At 66.0% G+C, this 17,709-nt stretch carries 4 protein-coding genes and 1 pseudogene; 1 reads left to right on the top strand and 4 read right to left on the bottom strand.

The features are described 5' to 3' along the window. Position 1 precedes the first annotated feature (1 nt). Positions 2-14,035 carry a non-ribosomal peptide synthase/polyketide synthase gene (locus INT12_RS21720; protein ID WP_193059010.1) on the bottom strand — a complete coding sequence of 4,678 codons (14,034 nt, stop codon included), beginning with the start codon at positions 14,033-14,035 and terminating at the stop codon, positions 2-4. A gap of 234 nt (positions 14,036-14,269) precedes the next feature. Here INT12_RS21720 and INT12_RS21715 point away from each other — a divergent pair. After that, positions 14,270-14,437, top strand: a pseudogene (locus INT12_RS21715) (type II toxin-antitoxin system HicB family antitoxin); the annotation flags it as partial. Between the two features lie 24 nt (positions 14,438-14,461). Here INT12_RS21715 and INT12_RS21710 read toward each other — a convergent pair. From INT12_RS21710 to INT12_RS21700, 3 genes are read right to left on the bottom strand one after another with little or no spacing between them, the layout of a single operon-like run. Further along, entirely contained in the window at positions 14,462-15,634 is a 1,173-nt protein-coding gene (locus INT12_RS21710) for an MFS transporter (protein WP_046383747.1), read from the bottom strand. A 40-nt stretch (positions 15,635-15,674) separates the two neighbouring features. Beyond that, complete coding sequence (locus INT12_RS21705; protein ID WP_046488356.1) at positions 15,675-17,030, bottom strand: MATE family efflux transporter; 1,356 nt, start codon at positions 17,028-17,030, stop codon at positions 15,675-15,677. 25 nt (positions 17,031-17,055) lie between these two features. Then, positions 17,056-17,628 carry a DUF2239 family protein gene (locus tag INT12_RS21700; protein WP_102618869.1) on the bottom strand — a complete coding sequence of 191 codons (573 nt, stop codon included), beginning with the start codon at positions 17,626-17,628 and terminating at the stop codon, positions 17,056-17,058. Positions 17,629-17,709 lie beyond the last annotated feature (81 nt).

Raw genomic sequence — 17,709 nt, 5'->3', positions numbered from 1 at the left:
GTCAAATCGCCTCTAGTTCGCTCAAAAAGTCACGAAGGTCGTCGAAATCTTGCGCGCTGCCGGCGCGGAAGATGGCAGCGGCCTGCACGTAGGCGCGCAGGGTTTCGGTCTGGAACACTTCCACCAGCGGCACTTCCAGGCCCAGTTCGGCCTGGACCCGCGAGGTGATCTGGATCGCCAGCAACGAGTGGCCGCCGACCTCGAAGAAGTTGTCGTTCAGGCCCACGTGCGGCAGGCGCAGCACCTCGGCCCAGATCGCGGCGATCTGCTGTTCCAGCTCGGTTTCGGGGGCGACGTAGGCCTGTTGCATCAGGCTCGCGTCCGGCTCGGGCAGGCCCTTGCGGTCGAGTTTGCCGTTGGGGGTCAGCGGCATTTGCGCCAGGAACATGAAGTGCGCGGGCACCATGTAATCCGGCAGGCGGGTTTTCAGGGCGCGGCGCAGGGTGTCGCGCCACTCGGTGTGGTTGGCCAGGCTGGCATCTGCCGGCACCACGTAGGCCACCAGTTGCTTGCCGGTCGGGCCTTCCTGAGCCACCACCACGGTTTCGCCGACGTTGTCCTGCTCGCGCAGACGCGCTTCGATCTCGCCCAGCTCGATACGGAAACCGCGGATCTTCACCTGGTGATCGACACGGCCGAGGTAATCCACCACGCCATCCGGGCGGCCACGGGTCAGGTCGCCGCTGCGGTACACGCGGCTGCCGGGTTTGCCGAACGGGTCGGGGACGAAGCGTTCGGCGGTGAGTGCCGGGCGTTCCAGATAACCGCGCGCCACGCCCTCGCCGCCCAGGTACAGCTCGCCAGCGACGCCGATGGGCTGCAGGTTGAGTTGGGCGTCGAGGATGTAGCCGCTGCGGTTGCCCAACAGCGTGCCGATCGGTGCATACACGGCGCCGCACGGATCGCCGCGACGTGCCTTCCACAGCAACGGCGTAACCACGGTTTCGGTCGGGCCGTAGCCGTTGAACAGATAAGTGGGTTTCAGCGCACGCCAGGCCAGGTCGTAGCTCGCTTGCGCCACCGCGTCACCGCCAAAGCAATACACGCGCACCTTCGGCGGATTACCGTCGCGCTCGGCATGCTCGGCCAACTGTTGCAGGTACACCGGCGGGAACACGGCCATGGTCACGTTGTGACGGTGCATTTTCGCGTAGGGGGATTCCGGCAGCCACCGGCTGTCATCGCGGATCAGCACGCTGGCGCCGTTGATCAGCGGGTGCATCCAGCCTTCGTGGGAGCCGTCGAAAGCGAAGGACATGAAGTGCAATTCGCAATCGGTCGGGCCGGTTTCGTAGCGTTCGCCGGTGGCGATGATATGCGCCACCAGCGGACCGTGGGCCACCGCCACGCCCTTGGGCATGCCGGTGGAGCCGGAGGTGTAGATCACGTAGGCGAGGTTGTCGCCGTCCAGAGCTACCGACGGCACAGTGTCGCTGAAGCCGCTCCAGGCTTCGGTGCAGTCGATAGCGAGCGTATCCAGGCCTTCGGCAATCGGCAGTTGCTGCTGCACGGCGGTATGGGTCAACAGCAGCTTGGCGCGGCTGTCCTGCATCATGTACAGCAGGCGGTCGCGTGGGTACTCGATATCCAGCGGCACGTAAACGCCGCCAGCTTTCAGCACCGCAAGGAACGCCACCATGATCTCCGCACTGCGCGGCATGGCAATCGCCACGCGCACTTCCGGGCCGACGCCACGGGCGATCAACGCACGGGCCAACTGGTTGGCCTGGCGATCCAGCGCGCCGTAGGTCAGGGTTTGCGTGTCGAACTTGATCGCGATTGCCTGCGGGTTTTCCCGCGCACGCTCGGCCACCAATTCATGTACCAGGCGCTGGGCCGGGAAGCCGGCGTCGGATTGATTCCACAACTGCAGGATGTGCCGCTGTTCATCCCCGTCCAGCAGGTTCAACTGGCCGAGGGTCTGCTGCGGATCGGCGACCATCGCCTGCAACAGGTTCTGCCAGTGGCCGGCCATGCGTGCGATGGTCGCCGGGGCGAACAGGTCGGTGGCGTAGCTCAGGGACGCACGCAACAGCGTCTGGCTTTCCTCGACGTCCAGCGCCAGGTCGAACTGGGCGACGCCTTCATCCCAACTCAGGACCTCGACGTCAAGCTCGGTGAGGCGCTGCCAATGGCTATCGACCGACGTCACGCGGTGGTTGAACAACACCTGGAACAGCGGGCTCAGGCTCAGGCTGCGCTCGGGCTGCAAGGCCTCCACCAACTGCTCGAACGGCAGGTCCTGATGGGCCTGGGCCTCAAGGGAGCGTTGACGCGTCTGGTGCAGCAAGTGCTCGACGCTCATCTGTCCGTGAATGTCGGCCTTGAGCACCTGGGTGTTGACGAAGAAGCCGATCAGCCCTTCGGTTTCCAGGCGATTGCGGTTGGCAATCGGCACGCCGACGCGCACGTCCTCCTGACCGCTGTAGCGGTGCAGCAAGGCCTGGTACGACGCCAGCAACACCATCGGCAACGTCACCCCGGTGCGCTGTGCCAGGCTGCGCAAACCGGCGAGCAACGGCGCCGCCAGCTCAATACCCAGGCGCGCGCCACGGTGGCTTTGCAGCGCTGGGCGCGGGTAGTCGACCGGCAATTCCAGAGCCGGTTGCACACCGCCCAGTTGCTCACGCCAGTAAGCCAGTTGACGCGCGGTCTCACCGGCCTCCATCCATTGACGCTGCCACAGGGCGTAGTCGGCGTACTGGATCGGCAAGGCCGGCAGGTGCGGCGTGGTCCCCTGGCTGAACGCGGCGTAGAGCTGCACCAGTTCTTCGACCATCAGTTGCATCGACCAGCCATCCGAGACGATATGGTGCTGCACCAGCACCAGCACGTGGTCATCCTCGGCCAGGCGCAGCAACGTGACCCGCAGCAACGGCCCGCGCAGCAGGTCGAACGGACGCGCGACCTCGGCAGCGACCTGCGCCTTGAGCCCGGCTTCGTCGCTGTCGGCCTGGTCGACGTCGATCAGGCCCGATTCTTCAATCACTTGCCGTGTGCCGCTGGCGTCCTGATGCAGATGGGTGCGCAGGCTTTCGTGACGCGCCAGCAAGGTGTCGAAACTGCGTTGCAGCGCCGCCAGGTCCAGCGTGCCTTTCAGGCGCAGGGCGCTGGGGATGTGGTACGCGGCGCTGTGCGGGTCGAGTTGCCAGAGGAACCATTGGCGTTCCTGGGCATAGGACAGTGGCAACGGTTGGGTGCGGTCGGCCTTGAGCATGGCCGGTGCGACCACGCCCTCCTCGCCCAGCGCCGCGACGAAGTCACCCAGCGCCGGGTGTTCGAACAGGGTCTTGAGCGCCACTTCCAGCGCCAGCGCCTGGCGGACCCGCGACACCACGCGGGTGGCCAGCAGCGAATGCCCGCCCAGTTCGAAGAAGTGGTCGTCGAGGCCGACCTGGGGCACGCCCAGCACCTCGGCCCAGATCGCCGCCACCTGCTGTTGGCGCAGTGTGACGGGGGCGACATGGCCTTTGCGCAACAGGCTGGCGTCCACGCTGGGCAGAGCCTTGCGGTCGAGCTTGCCGTTGGGGGTCAAGGGCAGGCTGTCGAGGCACATCAGGTACGCCGGCACCATGTAGTCCGGCAAACGCTCGCGCAAGGCAGCTTGGTAGACCTGCGGCGTCTGTGGGGCGGAGGTCACCAGATAGGCGATCAAGCGGTCGTTGTCGGCCAGCACCACGGCTTCGCGCACGCCGGGGTGTTCGCGCAGGCAGGCTTCGATTTCGCCCAGTTCGATACGGAAACCGCGCACCTTGACCTGCTGGTCGACCCGGCCGATGTACTCCACCACGCCGTGGTCGCGGTAGCGCGCCAGGTCACCGGTACGGTACAGGCGTTCGCCCGGCGCGCCATAAGGGTTGGGCACGAAGCGTTCGGCGGTGAGCGCCGGCCGTGCGTGGTAACCGCGCGCCAGGCCGACACCGCCGATCAGCAGCTCACCGGCCGCGCCCAACGGGCATGGGCTGAGCCCGGCGTTGAGGATGAACAACGCGGTATTGGCAATCGGCCGCCCGACAAAAGGCTGCGGCGCCAACAGCCGATGGGCCGCCGACCAGATGGTGGTTTCCGTGGGGCCATACAGGTTCCACACCGGGCCTTGCAGATCGAGCAGACGCTGGGCCAGGTCGGCCGGCAGCGCTTCGCCGCCGCACAGCGCCTTGATGCCATGCAGCCGCTCGGCACGCGGGCTGTCCAGCAGCATGCGCCAGGTCGACGGCGTGGCTTGCAGCACGTTGGCGCGCTGGTGGTGCGCCAGGTCGATAATCGCCTCCGGGTCGAGGGCCAGGGCCTGCTCGCTCAGCAGCACCGTGGCGCCAACCGTCAGCGGCACGTACAGCTCCAGGGCGAAGATGTCGAACGAGAACGTGGTCAGCGACAGCACTCGCGCCTCCCGGTCGATATCCAGGCTGGCGGCCATGCCGCTGGTAAAGCTGCACAGCCCGCGGTGGCGCACCATCACGCCCTTGGGCTGGCCGGTGGAGCCGGAGGTGTAGATCACGTAGGCCAGGTGTTCCGGGCTGAGGTCCACTTGCGGGTTGTGTTCGCCAGCGTCGCTGTCATCGACCAGCAGCACATGCAGGCCTTGCGGTTGCGCCAGTCGGCCGATCAGCGCTGGCTGGGTCAGCAGCACCCGGGCGCGGCTGTCTTCGAGCATAAACGCCAGGCGCTCCGCCGGGAACTGCGGGTCGAGCGGCACGTAGGCGCCACCGGCCTTGAGGGTCGCCAGCAGGCCGACCGCCATGTCCAGGGAACGCTCCACATGCACCGCCACCAGCACGTCCGGGCCGACACCCGCCGCGATCAGGCGGTGGGCCAGGCGATTGGCGCGGCGGTTGAGTTCGGCATAACTCAAGGCGTCGTCGTTGAATTGCACAGCGATGGTGTCGGGCTGGGCCAGGGCCTGCGCTTCGAACAGCTGATGCACACAGCGCTCGCGGGGGTAATCGAAGGCCGTGTGGTTCCACGCTTCGAGCATCTGCCGCCACTGCGCCGCGCTGAGCAGCGCCAGCTCGTCCAGGGGTTGGGAGGCATCGCGCACCACGGCGCGCAGCAGGTTCTGCCAATGCTCGGCCAGGCGCTCGATGGTCGCCGGTTCGAACAGGTCGGTGGCGTAGGTCAACGCAGCCCAGAGGCCATCGGCCGACTCCTCGGTTTCCAGGTTGAGGTCGAACTGGGTGCTGTGGCCGGCCCAATCCACCGGTTGCAGGTCCAGGCCAGGCAACTGCAGCGGGCCGGCACGCAGGTTGTCCTGGTGATTGAACATCACTTGGAACAACGGGTTATGGCTGAGGCTGCGCTCCGGTTGCAGCGCTTCCACCAGTTGTTCGAAGGGCAAGTCCTGATGGGCCTGGGCCTCCACCGCACGTTGCTTGACCTGGGCCAGCAAGCGGTCGAAGCCCATCTGCCCATGCAGCTCGGCCTGCAGTACCTGGGTGTTGACGAAGAAGCCGATCAGCCGCTCGGTTTCCAGGCGATTGCGGTTGGCGATCGGCACCCCGACACGGATCGCGGACTGGCCGCTGTAGCGAAATAGCAAGGTCTGGAACGCGGCGAGCAGCAGCATGAACAGGGTCACGTCCTGACGCTGGGCGAGGGCCTTGAGTTCGGCGACCAGCGCGGCGTCCAGATGCAGTTGTCGGCGCGCGCCGCGATGGCTTTGCAGCGCCGGACGCGGGTGGTCCAGGGGCAGCTCCAGCAGCGGATGTTCGCTGCCCAGGCGGGCGCACCAATAATCGAGTTGGCGCTGTTTCTCCCCGGCGGCCATCCACTCGCGTTGCCACTGGGCATAGTCGGCATAGTGCAGCGGCAACGCCGGCAACGGCGCCTGGCCCTGATACAGGGCCAGCAGTTCGTCGACCATCACCTGCATCGACCCACCATCGGAGATGATGTGGTGCTGGGTGATTACCAGCACGTGGTGCTCCGCTTCGACGTGCAGCAACGTGACGCGCATCAGCGGGCCGTTGACCAGGTCGAACGGGCGCTGGATCTCCTGCGCCACCGTCGCTTCGATCGCGGCTGCAGCGATGTGCTGATGCGCCAGCGCAATCGCCAGGTCGGGGTGGATCACCTGCCAAGTCTGCTCGCCCTCCTCCACGAAGGTGGTGCGCAGCGGTTCATGACGCTGCACCAGGGCGCGGAAAGCGTGTTCCAGCGCAGCGATATCCAACGGGCCGCGCAGGTGCAGTGCGGCGGGGACGTGATAGGCGGCGCTGGTCGGGTCCAGTTGCCAGAGGAACCATTGGCGCTCCTGGGCGAACGACAACGCCAGCGGCCGGTCACGCCCGGCCGCCTGCAGCGTCGGTGCCGTGTCGCCCTGCACGCCGGCGCACGCGGCCGCGAAGGCCTCCAGCGTCGGCTGCTCGAACAGCGCGCGCAACGGCACTTCCAGCTTGAGGTCATGGCGCACGCGGGAGATCACCTGGGTGGCCAGCAACGAATGGCCGCCGCGCTCGAAGAAATGGTCATCGAGCCCCACGCGCTCGACCTGCAACACCGCTTGCCAGATCGCCGCCAACCGGATCGCCAGCGGGCTGTGCGGGGCGCGGTGGGCCTGTCGGGGCTGGTTCAGGTCCGGCGCCGGCAGTGCGCGGCGGTCCAGCTTGCCGTTGTTGTTCAACGGCAAGGCATCGAGCACCACCCACTGCGCCGGCACCATGTAGTCGGGCAACGCACGGTGCAAGGTCGCCGCCAGCGCCTGGGTGTCCAGGCGCTGGCCCTGGGTCGGCACCAAGTAGGCCACCAATTGCGCACCCACGGCGCCCGGCTGCGCGATGACTGCCGCCTCGCGCACCTGCGGCAAGCCTTGCAGGCTGGCCTCGATTTCGCCGATTTCGATACGGAAACCGCGAATCTTCACCTGATGATCGATGCGCCCGACGTACTCCAACGCACCGGCCTGGTTGTAACGGGCCAGGTCGCCACTGCGGTAGAGCCGCGCCCCCGGCACGGCGGAAAACGGGTCCGGCAGGAAGCGCTCGGCCGTCAGCGCCGGGCGGTCGAAATAACGCTGGGCCAGGCCGTACTCGGCACCGATGCACAGCTCGCCGACGCCCTCGGTGGCCAACAGCTCGAACGCACTGTCGAGCACATACAGCGAACGGCCTTCGATGGCCTGGCCGATGGGCACGCCGAACGCGTCACTGGCATCCAGCAACTGGCAGTCATGCACGCTGGACACCACCGTGGCCTCGGTCGGCCCATAGGTGTTGACCAGCCGCACGTGGCCCAGGCCGGCGGCGTGCCAGGCGCGCAGGCCTTCCACCGACATGGCTTCGCCGCCCACATGCACCTGGCGCAGATTGCCCAGGGCGCGGTGTTCGACCGCACATTCCTTGGCCAGCAGGTACCAGTACGCCGCCGGCAAGTCAGCGAGGGTCACGCCCTGCTCGACGATTTCCCGCGCCAGTTGCCCGGCGTCCCACAGTTCATCGCCACGCATGATCAACGCAGCGCCCACACACAGCGGCGGGTAGCACTGCTCGACAAAGCCGTCGAAGCTGAACGTGGCGAACTGCAGTACACGGTCCGCCGCACGCAGCCGGCTGTAGACCGCGGCGCTGTCGCAGAACTGGCCGAGGGCAGCGTGATCGATGGCCACGCCCTTGGGTTGGCCGGTGGAGCCGGAGGTGTAGATCACGTAGGCCAGGTCGACGGCGCCCACGTGGCTGGGCGGATTGGCACGCGGGTAAGCGGCCAACTCAGCGCCGGATGCGCTGAAGTCCACACGGATCAGACCTTGCGGCAGCGGCAGGTCGTCGAGCAGCCCGGTTTCGCTGAGCAGCAGGTCCACACGACTGTCCGCCAGCATGTAGGCCAGGCGTTCGTTGGGGTATTTCGGGTCCAGCGGCACATAGGCGGCGCCGCTTTTAAGCACCGCCAGCAGGCTGACGATCAACTGCGGGCCACGTCGGCAGGCCAGGCCCACGCGCTGCCCAGGCCCCACGCCCAGCGCCAGCAGGCGATGGGCCAGGCGGTTGGCGTGGTCGTTGAGCTGGGCATAGCTCAAGCGCGCTTCGCCGGCCTGTACCGCCAGCGCATCCGGGGTGGCGGCGGCCTGGGCGGCAATGCGTTGATGCACGTGCAGCTCACGTAGGGCCGCGCCGGGTGCCCGGCCCAGGGCGAGCACGTCGCGCTGCGTGGCGGGGTCGAGCAGGCGCAAGTTGCCGAGCGGCGCCTGCGCATCGACGAGCAGTTGCACCAGCAGGTGCTGCAGGTTGGCGCTCAATCGCGCGACCTGATCGGCACTGAAACGCGCGCGGTCGTAGCTCCATTCCAGGCGCAGGTTCGCCCCCAGCTCAATCCCCAGGGTCAGCGGGTAGTGGGTGCGTTCATGGTTGTGCAGGCGGCCAAAGGTCAGGCCTGCGGGCGCGCCCTGTTTCAGGGCTTCGGCCACCGGGAAGTTTTCGAACACCAGCAAGGTGTCGAACAACGCGCCCTGCTGGCCCGCCCAGCCCTGGATGTCGTAGAGCGGCACATGTTCGTGATCGCGCAGGCTCAGGTTCAGCGCTTGCAGCTCGCTGAGCCAGCACGCGGCCGATTGGGCCGGCGCGGCCAGGCTGACGAGCGGCAAGGTGTTGATAAACAGGCCCAGTTGCTGCTCGATCCCCGGCAGCGGCGCCGAACGCCCGGCGACGGTGGCACCGAACGCCACGCAATCCTGGCCGGTGTAGCGCTGCAGCAACAGGCTCCACGCCCCTTGCAGCAAGGTGTTGAGGGTGATTTTCTGGCGGCGGGCAAACTCGCCGAGCGCTTGGGTGAAGTCGCTGTCGAGCACCACCTGATGGTCAGCCATCCCTGTGGCGTGGGCCGGCACGCGCAGCGCCTCCGCCAGCAAGGTGGGCGCTTGCAACGGCGCCAGCGTGGCTTTCCAGAAGGCTTCGCCCGACCCTTGTTGTTGCAGCCAACCCAGGTAGTCGCGGAACTGTCCCAGCGGTGCCGGCACGGTATGGCCGGCATAGTGGGCGATGACTTCGCCCAGCAACTGGGCGTTGCTCCAGCCATCCATCAGGATGTGGTGGCTGGTGAAAATCAACTGCCAGGTCGCACCGGCACCGCGTACCAGCAACAGGCGAAACAGCGGCGCCGCGTCGAGCGCGAAGCCCTTGTCGCGCTCGGCTGCGGCGAGGGCCTCGACGTCGGCGTCGAGGTCTTCGATGACTTGCAACGGCAAGTCGACCTGCCGCTGGATCAACTGATGGGCACTGTCCAGGCCCAGCCAGTGGAAGCTGCTGCGCAGGATGTCATGCCGCTCCAGCGCGGCCTGCCAGGCGCGACCGAACGCCAAAAGATCAAGGCCGCCGATGTCCAGGCGCAACTGGTTGATATAGGCCTGGGCCTCGGGCTCGTACAGGCTGTGGAACAACATGCCCTGCTGCATCGGCGACAGCGGGTAGAGATCGGCAATGGCCGGTCCCGCGACGGGCAGCCCATTCAACTGGCGCTGGGTCAGACGCGCCAACGGGAAGTCCGACGGGGTGACCTGCCCTGCCGGCGTGGCACAACAATGCACGATCAGGGCCTTGAGTTCCGCCGTATAGTCATCCGCCAGGCGCTGGATTGTCGCAGCCTCGAACATTTCACGGCTGAAGCCCCATTGCAGGGTCAATTCCCCGCCGTACACCTGCCCTTCCAGCGTCAACCAGTTGGCCAGCGGCGCTTCGGGGTCCTGGGCCTGACCGCTGCCGCAAGTGGCGGGTACGAACAGCGCCGATTGGTTGAACTGGCGATCGAACTGGCCCAGGTAGTTGAAGGTGATGCGCGGCGCGGCAAGGCTTGATAGGGCTTCGCGGGCGTCCGGTGTGCCGAGGTAACGCAACAGGCCGTAGCCGATGCCTTTATCGGGCACGCCCCGCAGTTGCTCCTTGACCGACTTGATCGCATCCGCCAACCCGCCCTCGGCCTGCAGGCGCAGCGGGAACAGGCTGGTGAACCAACCGACGGTACGGCTCAGGTCGACATTGTCGAACAGGTCTTCACGGCCATGGCCTTCCAGCTGGATCAGCGCAGCCGTCTGGCCGCTCCACCGGCAGATCACCCGCACCAATGCGCTCAGCAGCAGGTCGTTGACCTGGGTGCGATAGGCGGCCGGGGCGTCTTGCAGCAGTTGACGGGTGTGTTCGGCGTCAAGGCGGATTTCCAGCTTGGCGCCCAGGCGATTTTGCAGGCCGCCTTGCGGGTTGTCGCAAGGCAAATTGGTGTCGGCCGTCTGCGCCTGCCAGTACGCCAGTTGCGCGTTGAGGGTCTGTGCATGGGCCTGCAACTGCCGGGCCCACACTTGGTAGGCGCAGGTCTTGGCCGGCAGCGGCGCAGCGCCGTAAGCCTGTTGCAGGTCTTCGAGCAGGATGCGCCAGGAGACGCCGTCCACCACCAGGTGATGGACCACCAGCAACAGGCGCTGGGTGCCGTCGGCCATGCTCACCAGGGCGGCGCGCAGCAGCGGGCCTTGTTCAAGATCGAGGCTGCGCTGGGCCGCCTCGCAGAGTGCGACCAGTTCCGTGTCGTCGCTGGCGTGGGATTGCCACAATCCGGGCGCGGTGATCGGCGCGGCATGGGTTTGCTGCCAGCCTTCGGCCTGCTCGACAAAACGCAGGCGCAAAGCGTCGTGATGATTGATCACCTGGGTCAAGGCCGCGTCGAGACGCGCAGGCTCCAGGGCTTCACGCGGGATCAACAGCAACGACTGGTTCCAATGTTCGCGCACCGGGATGGCCTGGGCGAAGAAGCTCTGCTGCACCGGGGTCAGCATCACCTCACCGCTGACCGGGCCCTGGTCGACGCTCGCGGCCTGCTCGAAGGTCGCCACCAACGCCAGGCTGCGCACGCTCTGGTACTGGAACAGGTCGCGCGGGCTGAGGCGAATGCCTGCCTGGCGCGCGCGGCTGACCACTTGGATGGAGATGATCGAATCGCCGCCCAGCTCGAAAAAATTGTCGTCCAGGCCGACCTGCGGGATGCCGAGCACATCGCCCCAGATTGCGGCCAGCGCCTGCTGCACGGGGCTTTGCGGGGCGCTATAGGCCTGCTGCGCGGCGGCGTCCGGCACTGGCAGCGCTTTGCGATCCAGCTTGCCGTTGGCGGTCACCGGCAATTGGTCCAGGTGCAGCATATGGGTCGGCACCATGTACTCCGGCAGGCTGCCGAGCAGCCACGCCTTGAGGTCGGTGGGCGCTTCGCCTTCCAACACCAGGTAGGCCACCAGTTGCTTGCCGCCCTGCACCAGCACCACCGCCTCACGCACGCCGGGATGCTGCAGCAGGCGCGTCTCGATTTCGCCCAGTTCGATGCGCAGACCGCGCAGTTTGACCTGATGATCGAGACGGCCGAGGTACTCGATCACGCCGTCGGCCCGCTGGCGCACGCGGTCGCCAGTGCGGTACACACGTGCGCCGTCAGCGAACGGGCTGGGCACGAAACGCTCGGCGGTCAGGGCCGCACGCCGGTGGTAACTGCGCGCCAGGCCGCTGCCGCCCAGGTAGAGCTCGCCGGAGACGCCGGCCGGCACCGGGTTGAGCTGGGCGTCGAGCACGTAGGTATGGAGGTTGGCGATCGGGCGGCCGATGGGCACGCTGTCGGCGCCTTCATCGACACAGCTCCAGTGGGTCACGTCGATGGCCGCTTCGGTCGGGCCATAGAGGTTGAACAGAGCGGCCCGTGGCAGTTTGGCGAACACTTGGCTCTGCGCATCCAACGGCAAGGCCTCGCCGCTGCAGACGATGCGCTTGAGGCCAGTGCAGGCCTGCACGCCCGGCTCATGGATAAACGCCTGGAGCATCGACGGCACGAAATGCACGGTGGTGATCGCGTGTCGGCCAATGGTCGCAATCAGGCGCGCCGGCTCGCGGTGTTCGCCAGGGGCCGCGACCACCAGGCGCGCACCGGTCATCAACGGCCAGAAGAACTCCCACACCGACACGTCGAAGCTGAACGGGGTTTTCTGCAGCACCGCATCGCTGGCCTCCAGCGTGTAGGCCTGTTGCATCCAGCACAGGCGGTTGACCAGCGCGCGATGGCTGTTGCCGGCGCCCTTGGGTTGGCCGGTGGAACCGGAGGTGTAGATCACGTAGGCGAGGTTCAGCCCGTGAATCGCCACGGCGGGCGCTTCGCAGCTGTAGCCGTCGAGCCACAGCGCGGGCGCGTCCAGGGCAATCACCTGGACAGCCGCGACCGGCAGCGACGGCAGCAGGCTTTGCTGGCTGAGCAGCAGCTGGATGCCGCTGTCTTCGATCATGTAGGCCAGGCGTTCCGGGGGATATTCGGGGTCGAGCGGGACATAGGCAGCGCCGGCTTTGAGAATCCCCAGCAGGCCGACCACCATTTCGATCGAGCGCTCGATGCAAAGACCCACCAAGGCATCGGGGCCAACCCCCTGCTCGCGCAAGGCATGGGCCAGCTGGTTGGCGCGGGCGTCGAGCTGGGCGTAGGTCAGCGTGGTCGCACCGAACACCAGCGCCGGCGCCTCCGGCGTGGCGCGCACCTGGTCTTCGATCAACTGATGAATGCCGCGCTCGCTCGGATAGGCCTGCGCGGTCTGGTTCCAGGCGCTCACCAGGACCTGCTGCTCATCGGCGGCGAGCATCGGCAACTCACCGACGCGCTGCTCGCCATCGGCGACCATGGCCTGCAACAGGCTGATCCAGTGCCGTGCCATGCGTGCGATGGATGGCGCGTCGAACAGGTCGTTGGCATAGGTCAGCGCGGCATGCAGGGTGCCGGACTGTTCGTAGGTGTCGAGGGTCAGGTCGAACTGGGTGGTGCGGCCCTGCCACTCCACCGCGGCCAGCTCCAGGCCGGAGGCCGTGCGGATCGAGGCGATGTCGGCCACCACCGGCTGGTGGTTGTACATCACCTGGAACAACGGCGTATGGCTCAGGCTGCGCTCGACGTTCAGCGCTTCCACCAGGCGTTCGAAGGGCAAGTCCTGATGGGCCTGGGCGCCCAGGGCGTGCTCCTTGATGGCGTGCAGCAGCTCGCTGACGCGGGTTTGCCCGGTCAGTTCGGTGCGCAGCACTTGGGTGTTGACGAAGAAACCGATCAGCCCTTCGACTTCGGTCCGGTTGCGGTTGGCGATCGGCACGCCGACGCGGATGTCGCCCTGGCCGGTGTAGCGATGCAGCAGCACATTGAACGCACCGAGCAGCAGCATGAACAGCGTGACGTTGTGTGTTTGCGCGCAGCTGCGCAGTTGCGCGGCCAGATCCGGATCGATCGCGAAGGTGTGGCGCGTGCCCCTGTAGCTGGGCATGGCCGGGCGTGGGCGGTCGCTGGGCAATTCCAGAACCGGATGCTCATCACCCAGCCGCGCTTGCCAGTATTCCAGCTGACGCGCCTGCTCCCCTGCTTCCAGCCAGCGGCGTTGCCACAGGGCATAGTCGCTGTACTGGATCGGCAGCGCCGGCAGTTGCGGCGCCTCGTTGCGCTCATGCGCGTCGTAGAAACGGATGAACTCGTCGATCAAGACGTTCATCGACCAGCCATCGGAGACGATGTGGTGCAGGGTCAGCAGCAGCACGTGTTCCTGCTCGTCGAGTTTCAACAGCTGCACGCGCAGCAGCGGACCGTGCTCCAGATCGAACGGCAGCAGCGACTGGCGGGTGGCCGCGGCGTTGACGGCCTGCTCGCGCTCGGCGGGGGCCAGGTCGCTCAGGTCGTGCTGCTCGATCGCCAGCGCCGGCTGTGCCGCCACCTGCGCCAGGCGCTCGTCGGCCTGGCGCTGGAACACCGTGCGCAGGGTTTCGTGACGCTCGACCAGGCTGGCGAACGCCTGCTGCATCGCGCCAAGGTTCAGCGCACCCTTGAGCCGCACGGCGCCCGGCAGGTTGTAGGCGCCGCTGGCCGGGTCCAACTGCCAGAGAAACCACATGCGTTGCTGTGCGTAGGACAGCGCATCGCGGTCCTCCACATCCACCCCGGCAGGAATCGGAAACCGCGAAAAATCCACCCCTTCCTTCTGCAACGCCTGGAGGAACAGCTGGCGTTTTTCCAGGGGCAACCCGATAAACCGGCGAGCAAGTTTCAAGGAGTCTTCAGCATTCATTTCTTGGAGTCCGGAGCAATAGGCGGGAAGCACAAAGGCACGTCGTCCCTATAAAACGAACCGGAGAGGGAAAAATTAGCGGGGGGATGGGAGGCTGTTGACTGCGAGGAATGCGGGCTGCCGGGAAATGCCCTACACGAAACCCGTATGCAACTGATACTTCTTGAAGCGCTTCGGGCCTAGGTTAAACGGCGCCAGATCCTAAGAACCATTACGCACAGGAGCAGCGGCTCAATGAATCGCCGACTTAAATACAAGGGTCATACCGGCTCAATAGAAACCAGCGTCGAAGACAACTGCCTGTTTGGGAGGCTTTTGAACATCGACTCACTGGTCAGTTATGAAGGGCAAACCGAAGCGGAACTGGAGGCCGCCTTTCGCCAGGCGGTGGATGACCTCCTCAGCGGTGAGTGCATCGCTCATCCGTCACCCTAACCGCCGATACCCCAACACCGCCGAACCCAACACCACCGCCCCCGCCGCCAGCGCCACCCAGAACCCGCTGGCCGCGCCGAAGTGGTCGATCATCCAGCCGGAGCTGGCGGCGCCGATGGCCACGCCGATGCTCAGGCCGGTGATCAGCCAGGTCATGCCTTCGGTCAAGCGGCTCGGTGGCACGATCCGCTCCACCAGGGCCATGGACACGATCAGGGTCGGGGCGAAGAACAGTCCGGAGATGAAGATCGCCACGGCCAGGCCGGGGATGTTGGTGACCAGCAGCAACGGCAAGGTGGTCAGCGCCGTGGCGACACCACAGCACAGGAACTGCCGGGGCAACGGCGCCTTGAGTTTCAACGTACCGAACGCCAACCCCGCCAGGCACGAACCGATGGCATACACCGACAACACAATGCTCGCCGCCGCCGGTTGGCCCTGGTGCTGGGCGAAAGCGACGCTGACCACATCCACTACCCCGACAATCACGCCCATGGCCAGCAGCAGGATCATCAGGATCAACACCGAGGGCGAAGCGATCAGCCAGCGCCCGTGATGATCATGGCGCTCATGCACGGGCGGCTCGGTCTGGCGTTGCATCACGAACACCGTGACACCGACCGCCAACAGCAACGCCGCCAGCAAAGGCCCGGCCTCGGGAAACAGCACCACGCACAACCCCACCGAAATCGGCGGGCCGATGATAAAGCACACCTCATCGAGCACCGACTCCAGGGCAAACGCGGTCTGGAGCTTGGGCTGGCCGCGGTACAGCTCGGTCCAGCGCGCCCGGACCATGGCTGACATGTTGGGCATGCAACCGGCCAGCGCGGCGAACACGAACAACGCCCAGTTCGGCGCCTGCAAACGCGTACACAACAACAGCAACAACAACGCACCGCCGCCGATCAGCGCGGCGATCGGCAGTACCCTGCCCTGGCTGTAGCGATCCACCAGCCGCGATACCTGCGGCGCGCAAAATGCCGTAGCCAAGGCAAACACCGCCGCCACCGAGCCGGCCAGGCCGTAGCCGCCATGCACCTGCGAGAGCATGGTGATCAAGCCGATGCCGGTCATGGAGATGGGCATGCGCGCGAGCATGCCGGCCAGTACGAACGCCCGGGCGCCGGGCGCCTGGAACAACTCGGCGTAGGGGTTTGCCATGATTGAAACGCCTTCTTTCCTTGATTTGCGCAACCTTTTATCACACCAGCCGTGTGATCTGTTTATGCCGCCACACCAACCGGTAATACGCGGTCTGCAAGCCGAGCATCGCCAGGTACGTCACCGGAAACGCCATCCACACCCCTTCCAGGCCGTACCGCGCATTGAGCAGGTAGGCCACCGGCAATTCCACGCCGAGCACACAGAAGATCGAAATCGCCACCGGGATCAGCACCACGCCGCTGGCGCGCATGATCCCGCCTATCACGGCCTGGAAGCCGAACACCAGGATGCTCCACAGCATGATATGCAGCAGGTGTTCGGCCTTGATCCGCGCGGCGTCGTCGGTGATGAACAGGCCGAGCAACCAGGGCGACAACAGGTAGCCGAGCAGGATCAGGCCACCGGTCAGACAGGTATTGATCAGCAACCCGGTGCGCAGGATCGGCCCGATCCGTTCCAGGCGCCCGGCACCGATGGCCTGGGCGCCGAGGATCGAGGCGGTGATGGCAATCGACAGTGCCGGAAACTGCACGTAGTTGACGATCTGCGTCACCGCGCCATAGGCCGCCGTTGCCTGGGAACCGTGGTTGTTGACCAAGGCCAGGATGACCAATTCGGATAATGACAGCACCACCATCTGTAGCCCGGTGGGCAGCCCGATGCGCAGGACTTTGCCGAGAATCACCCGGTCCAGCCGCAAGGCCGCGAGCAATGCGCGGTCCGGCGCCATCACGTGGTTTTTATGCCGCAGGCGCAGCACCAGAAACAGCATCGCCGCGGCGTTACCCACCAGGCCGGCATACACCGCACTCTGGATGCCCATGGGCGGCAGGCCGATCCAGCCGCGGATCAGCGCCGGCGTCAGCAGCAGACCGACGAATGTCGAGACCATCAGCGCCAGCAGCGGCGAAATCGTGTCGCTGACGCCGCGCAGCAGCTGGGTATAGAGGATAAACACCAACAACAGCGGCATGATCAGCATCATCACCTGGGCATAACCTACCGCGTCATCCAGCACATCCAGCGGCGTGCCCAGCGCCAGTAACGCCGGACGCGCAAACAGGCTGCCAAGCACCGCCGCCACCAAACCCACCAGCGCGCCAAGGGTCAGGGTGGCGCCGGTGATCGCCTTGACCATCGAGGTTTCCCGGGCTCCCCAGGCCTGGCCGATCAACACCGAGGCCCCCGCCCCCAGGCCGATCACCAGGGCGATAAAGAAAAACACGATGGGGAACATCCCCGACACCGCCGCCAACGCCTGGGTACCGAGCATTTGCCCGACATAGATGCCATTGAGCGTGCCGGTAAAGCTCTGCAGAAAGTTCGACAGCACCATCGGTGCGAGGAAGACCAGGTAGATCTGCCATAGCGGGCGTTGTTGGGTCACTTCCATGGTAGTTCGAGTCCCTGGATGATGATCAGGCAGTGAAAGCGTTGCGCGACAGCCAGGCCAGGTACGTCTGCACGTCCACCGGCCAGAGCGCGATCTTGTTGGAAAAGTCTGCGGCGTTGTGGGCAAACAGCGCCCGCGAAGCCTCTTCGAAACCCGGCAGGTCACCGCCGATGGCGCTCATGAAGCGATAGCTGGCCTCTTTGGCCTGGCGCATTTGATCACGACTGGCATGGGCATTGCGCGCTTCATCCACCAACCGCCGCAACGCAGCCGACGCGCCGCCACGCTGCTGGCTCAACCACTCCCAATGGCGCGGTAGCAAAGTCACTTCGCGGGCGACCACGCCCAGCTTGGGGCGCCCGACCGCAGGGGACGTCGGCGGCTCATCTGGTGCCTCTGCGGGCGCGGGTAGCTCGGGTGCATAACCCGGGGGCCAAGGGTAATCGACCTGGGTGCCGGTGGCATCGTCGAATACCAAGAAGCTGCCGGCCGGCAGATCAAGGTCTGCCAACGCCTGGGCAACGTGGGCATAGGGACCGTCCGTCACACGTCGGTGGTGAACGAAAGCGGTGCAACGAGGGGGATGTTGAGAATCCATGATTTATACCCGGGTAGTATTTGTTTTACCCGGGTTATATTAGAGGGGAATTTTCAGACTGCAAGTCTTATTGCGCAGAAC

The sequence above is a fragment of the Pseudomonas sp. K8 genome, from assembly GCF_014889455.1.
Classification (GTDB): Bacteria; Pseudomonadota; Gammaproteobacteria; order Pseudomonadales; family Pseudomonadaceae; genus Aquipseudomonas; species Aquipseudomonas veronii.
The sequence above is the reverse complement of the archived record's forward strand: the minus strand, read 5'-3'. Positions and strand labels throughout refer to the sequence as shown.

Excerpts from the sequence above, each read along its gene's own strand:
- INT12_RS21700 (WP_102618869.1), bottom strand. The coding sequence starts at position 17,628 with ATGGATTCTCAACATCCCCCTCGTTGCACCGCTTTCGTTCACCACCGA.
- INT12_RS21710 (WP_046383747.1), bottom strand. The coding sequence starts at position 15,634 with ATGGCAAACCCCTACGCCGAGTTGTTCCAGGCGCCCGGCGCCCGGGCG.
- INT12_RS21705 (WP_046488356.1), bottom strand. The coding sequence starts at position 17,030 with ATGGAAGTGACCCAACAACGCCCGCTATGGCAGATCTACCTGGTCTTC.
- INT12_RS21720 (WP_193059010.1), bottom strand. The coding sequence starts at position 14,035 with ATGAATGCTGAAGACTCCTTGAAACTTGCTCGCCGGTTTATCGGGTTG.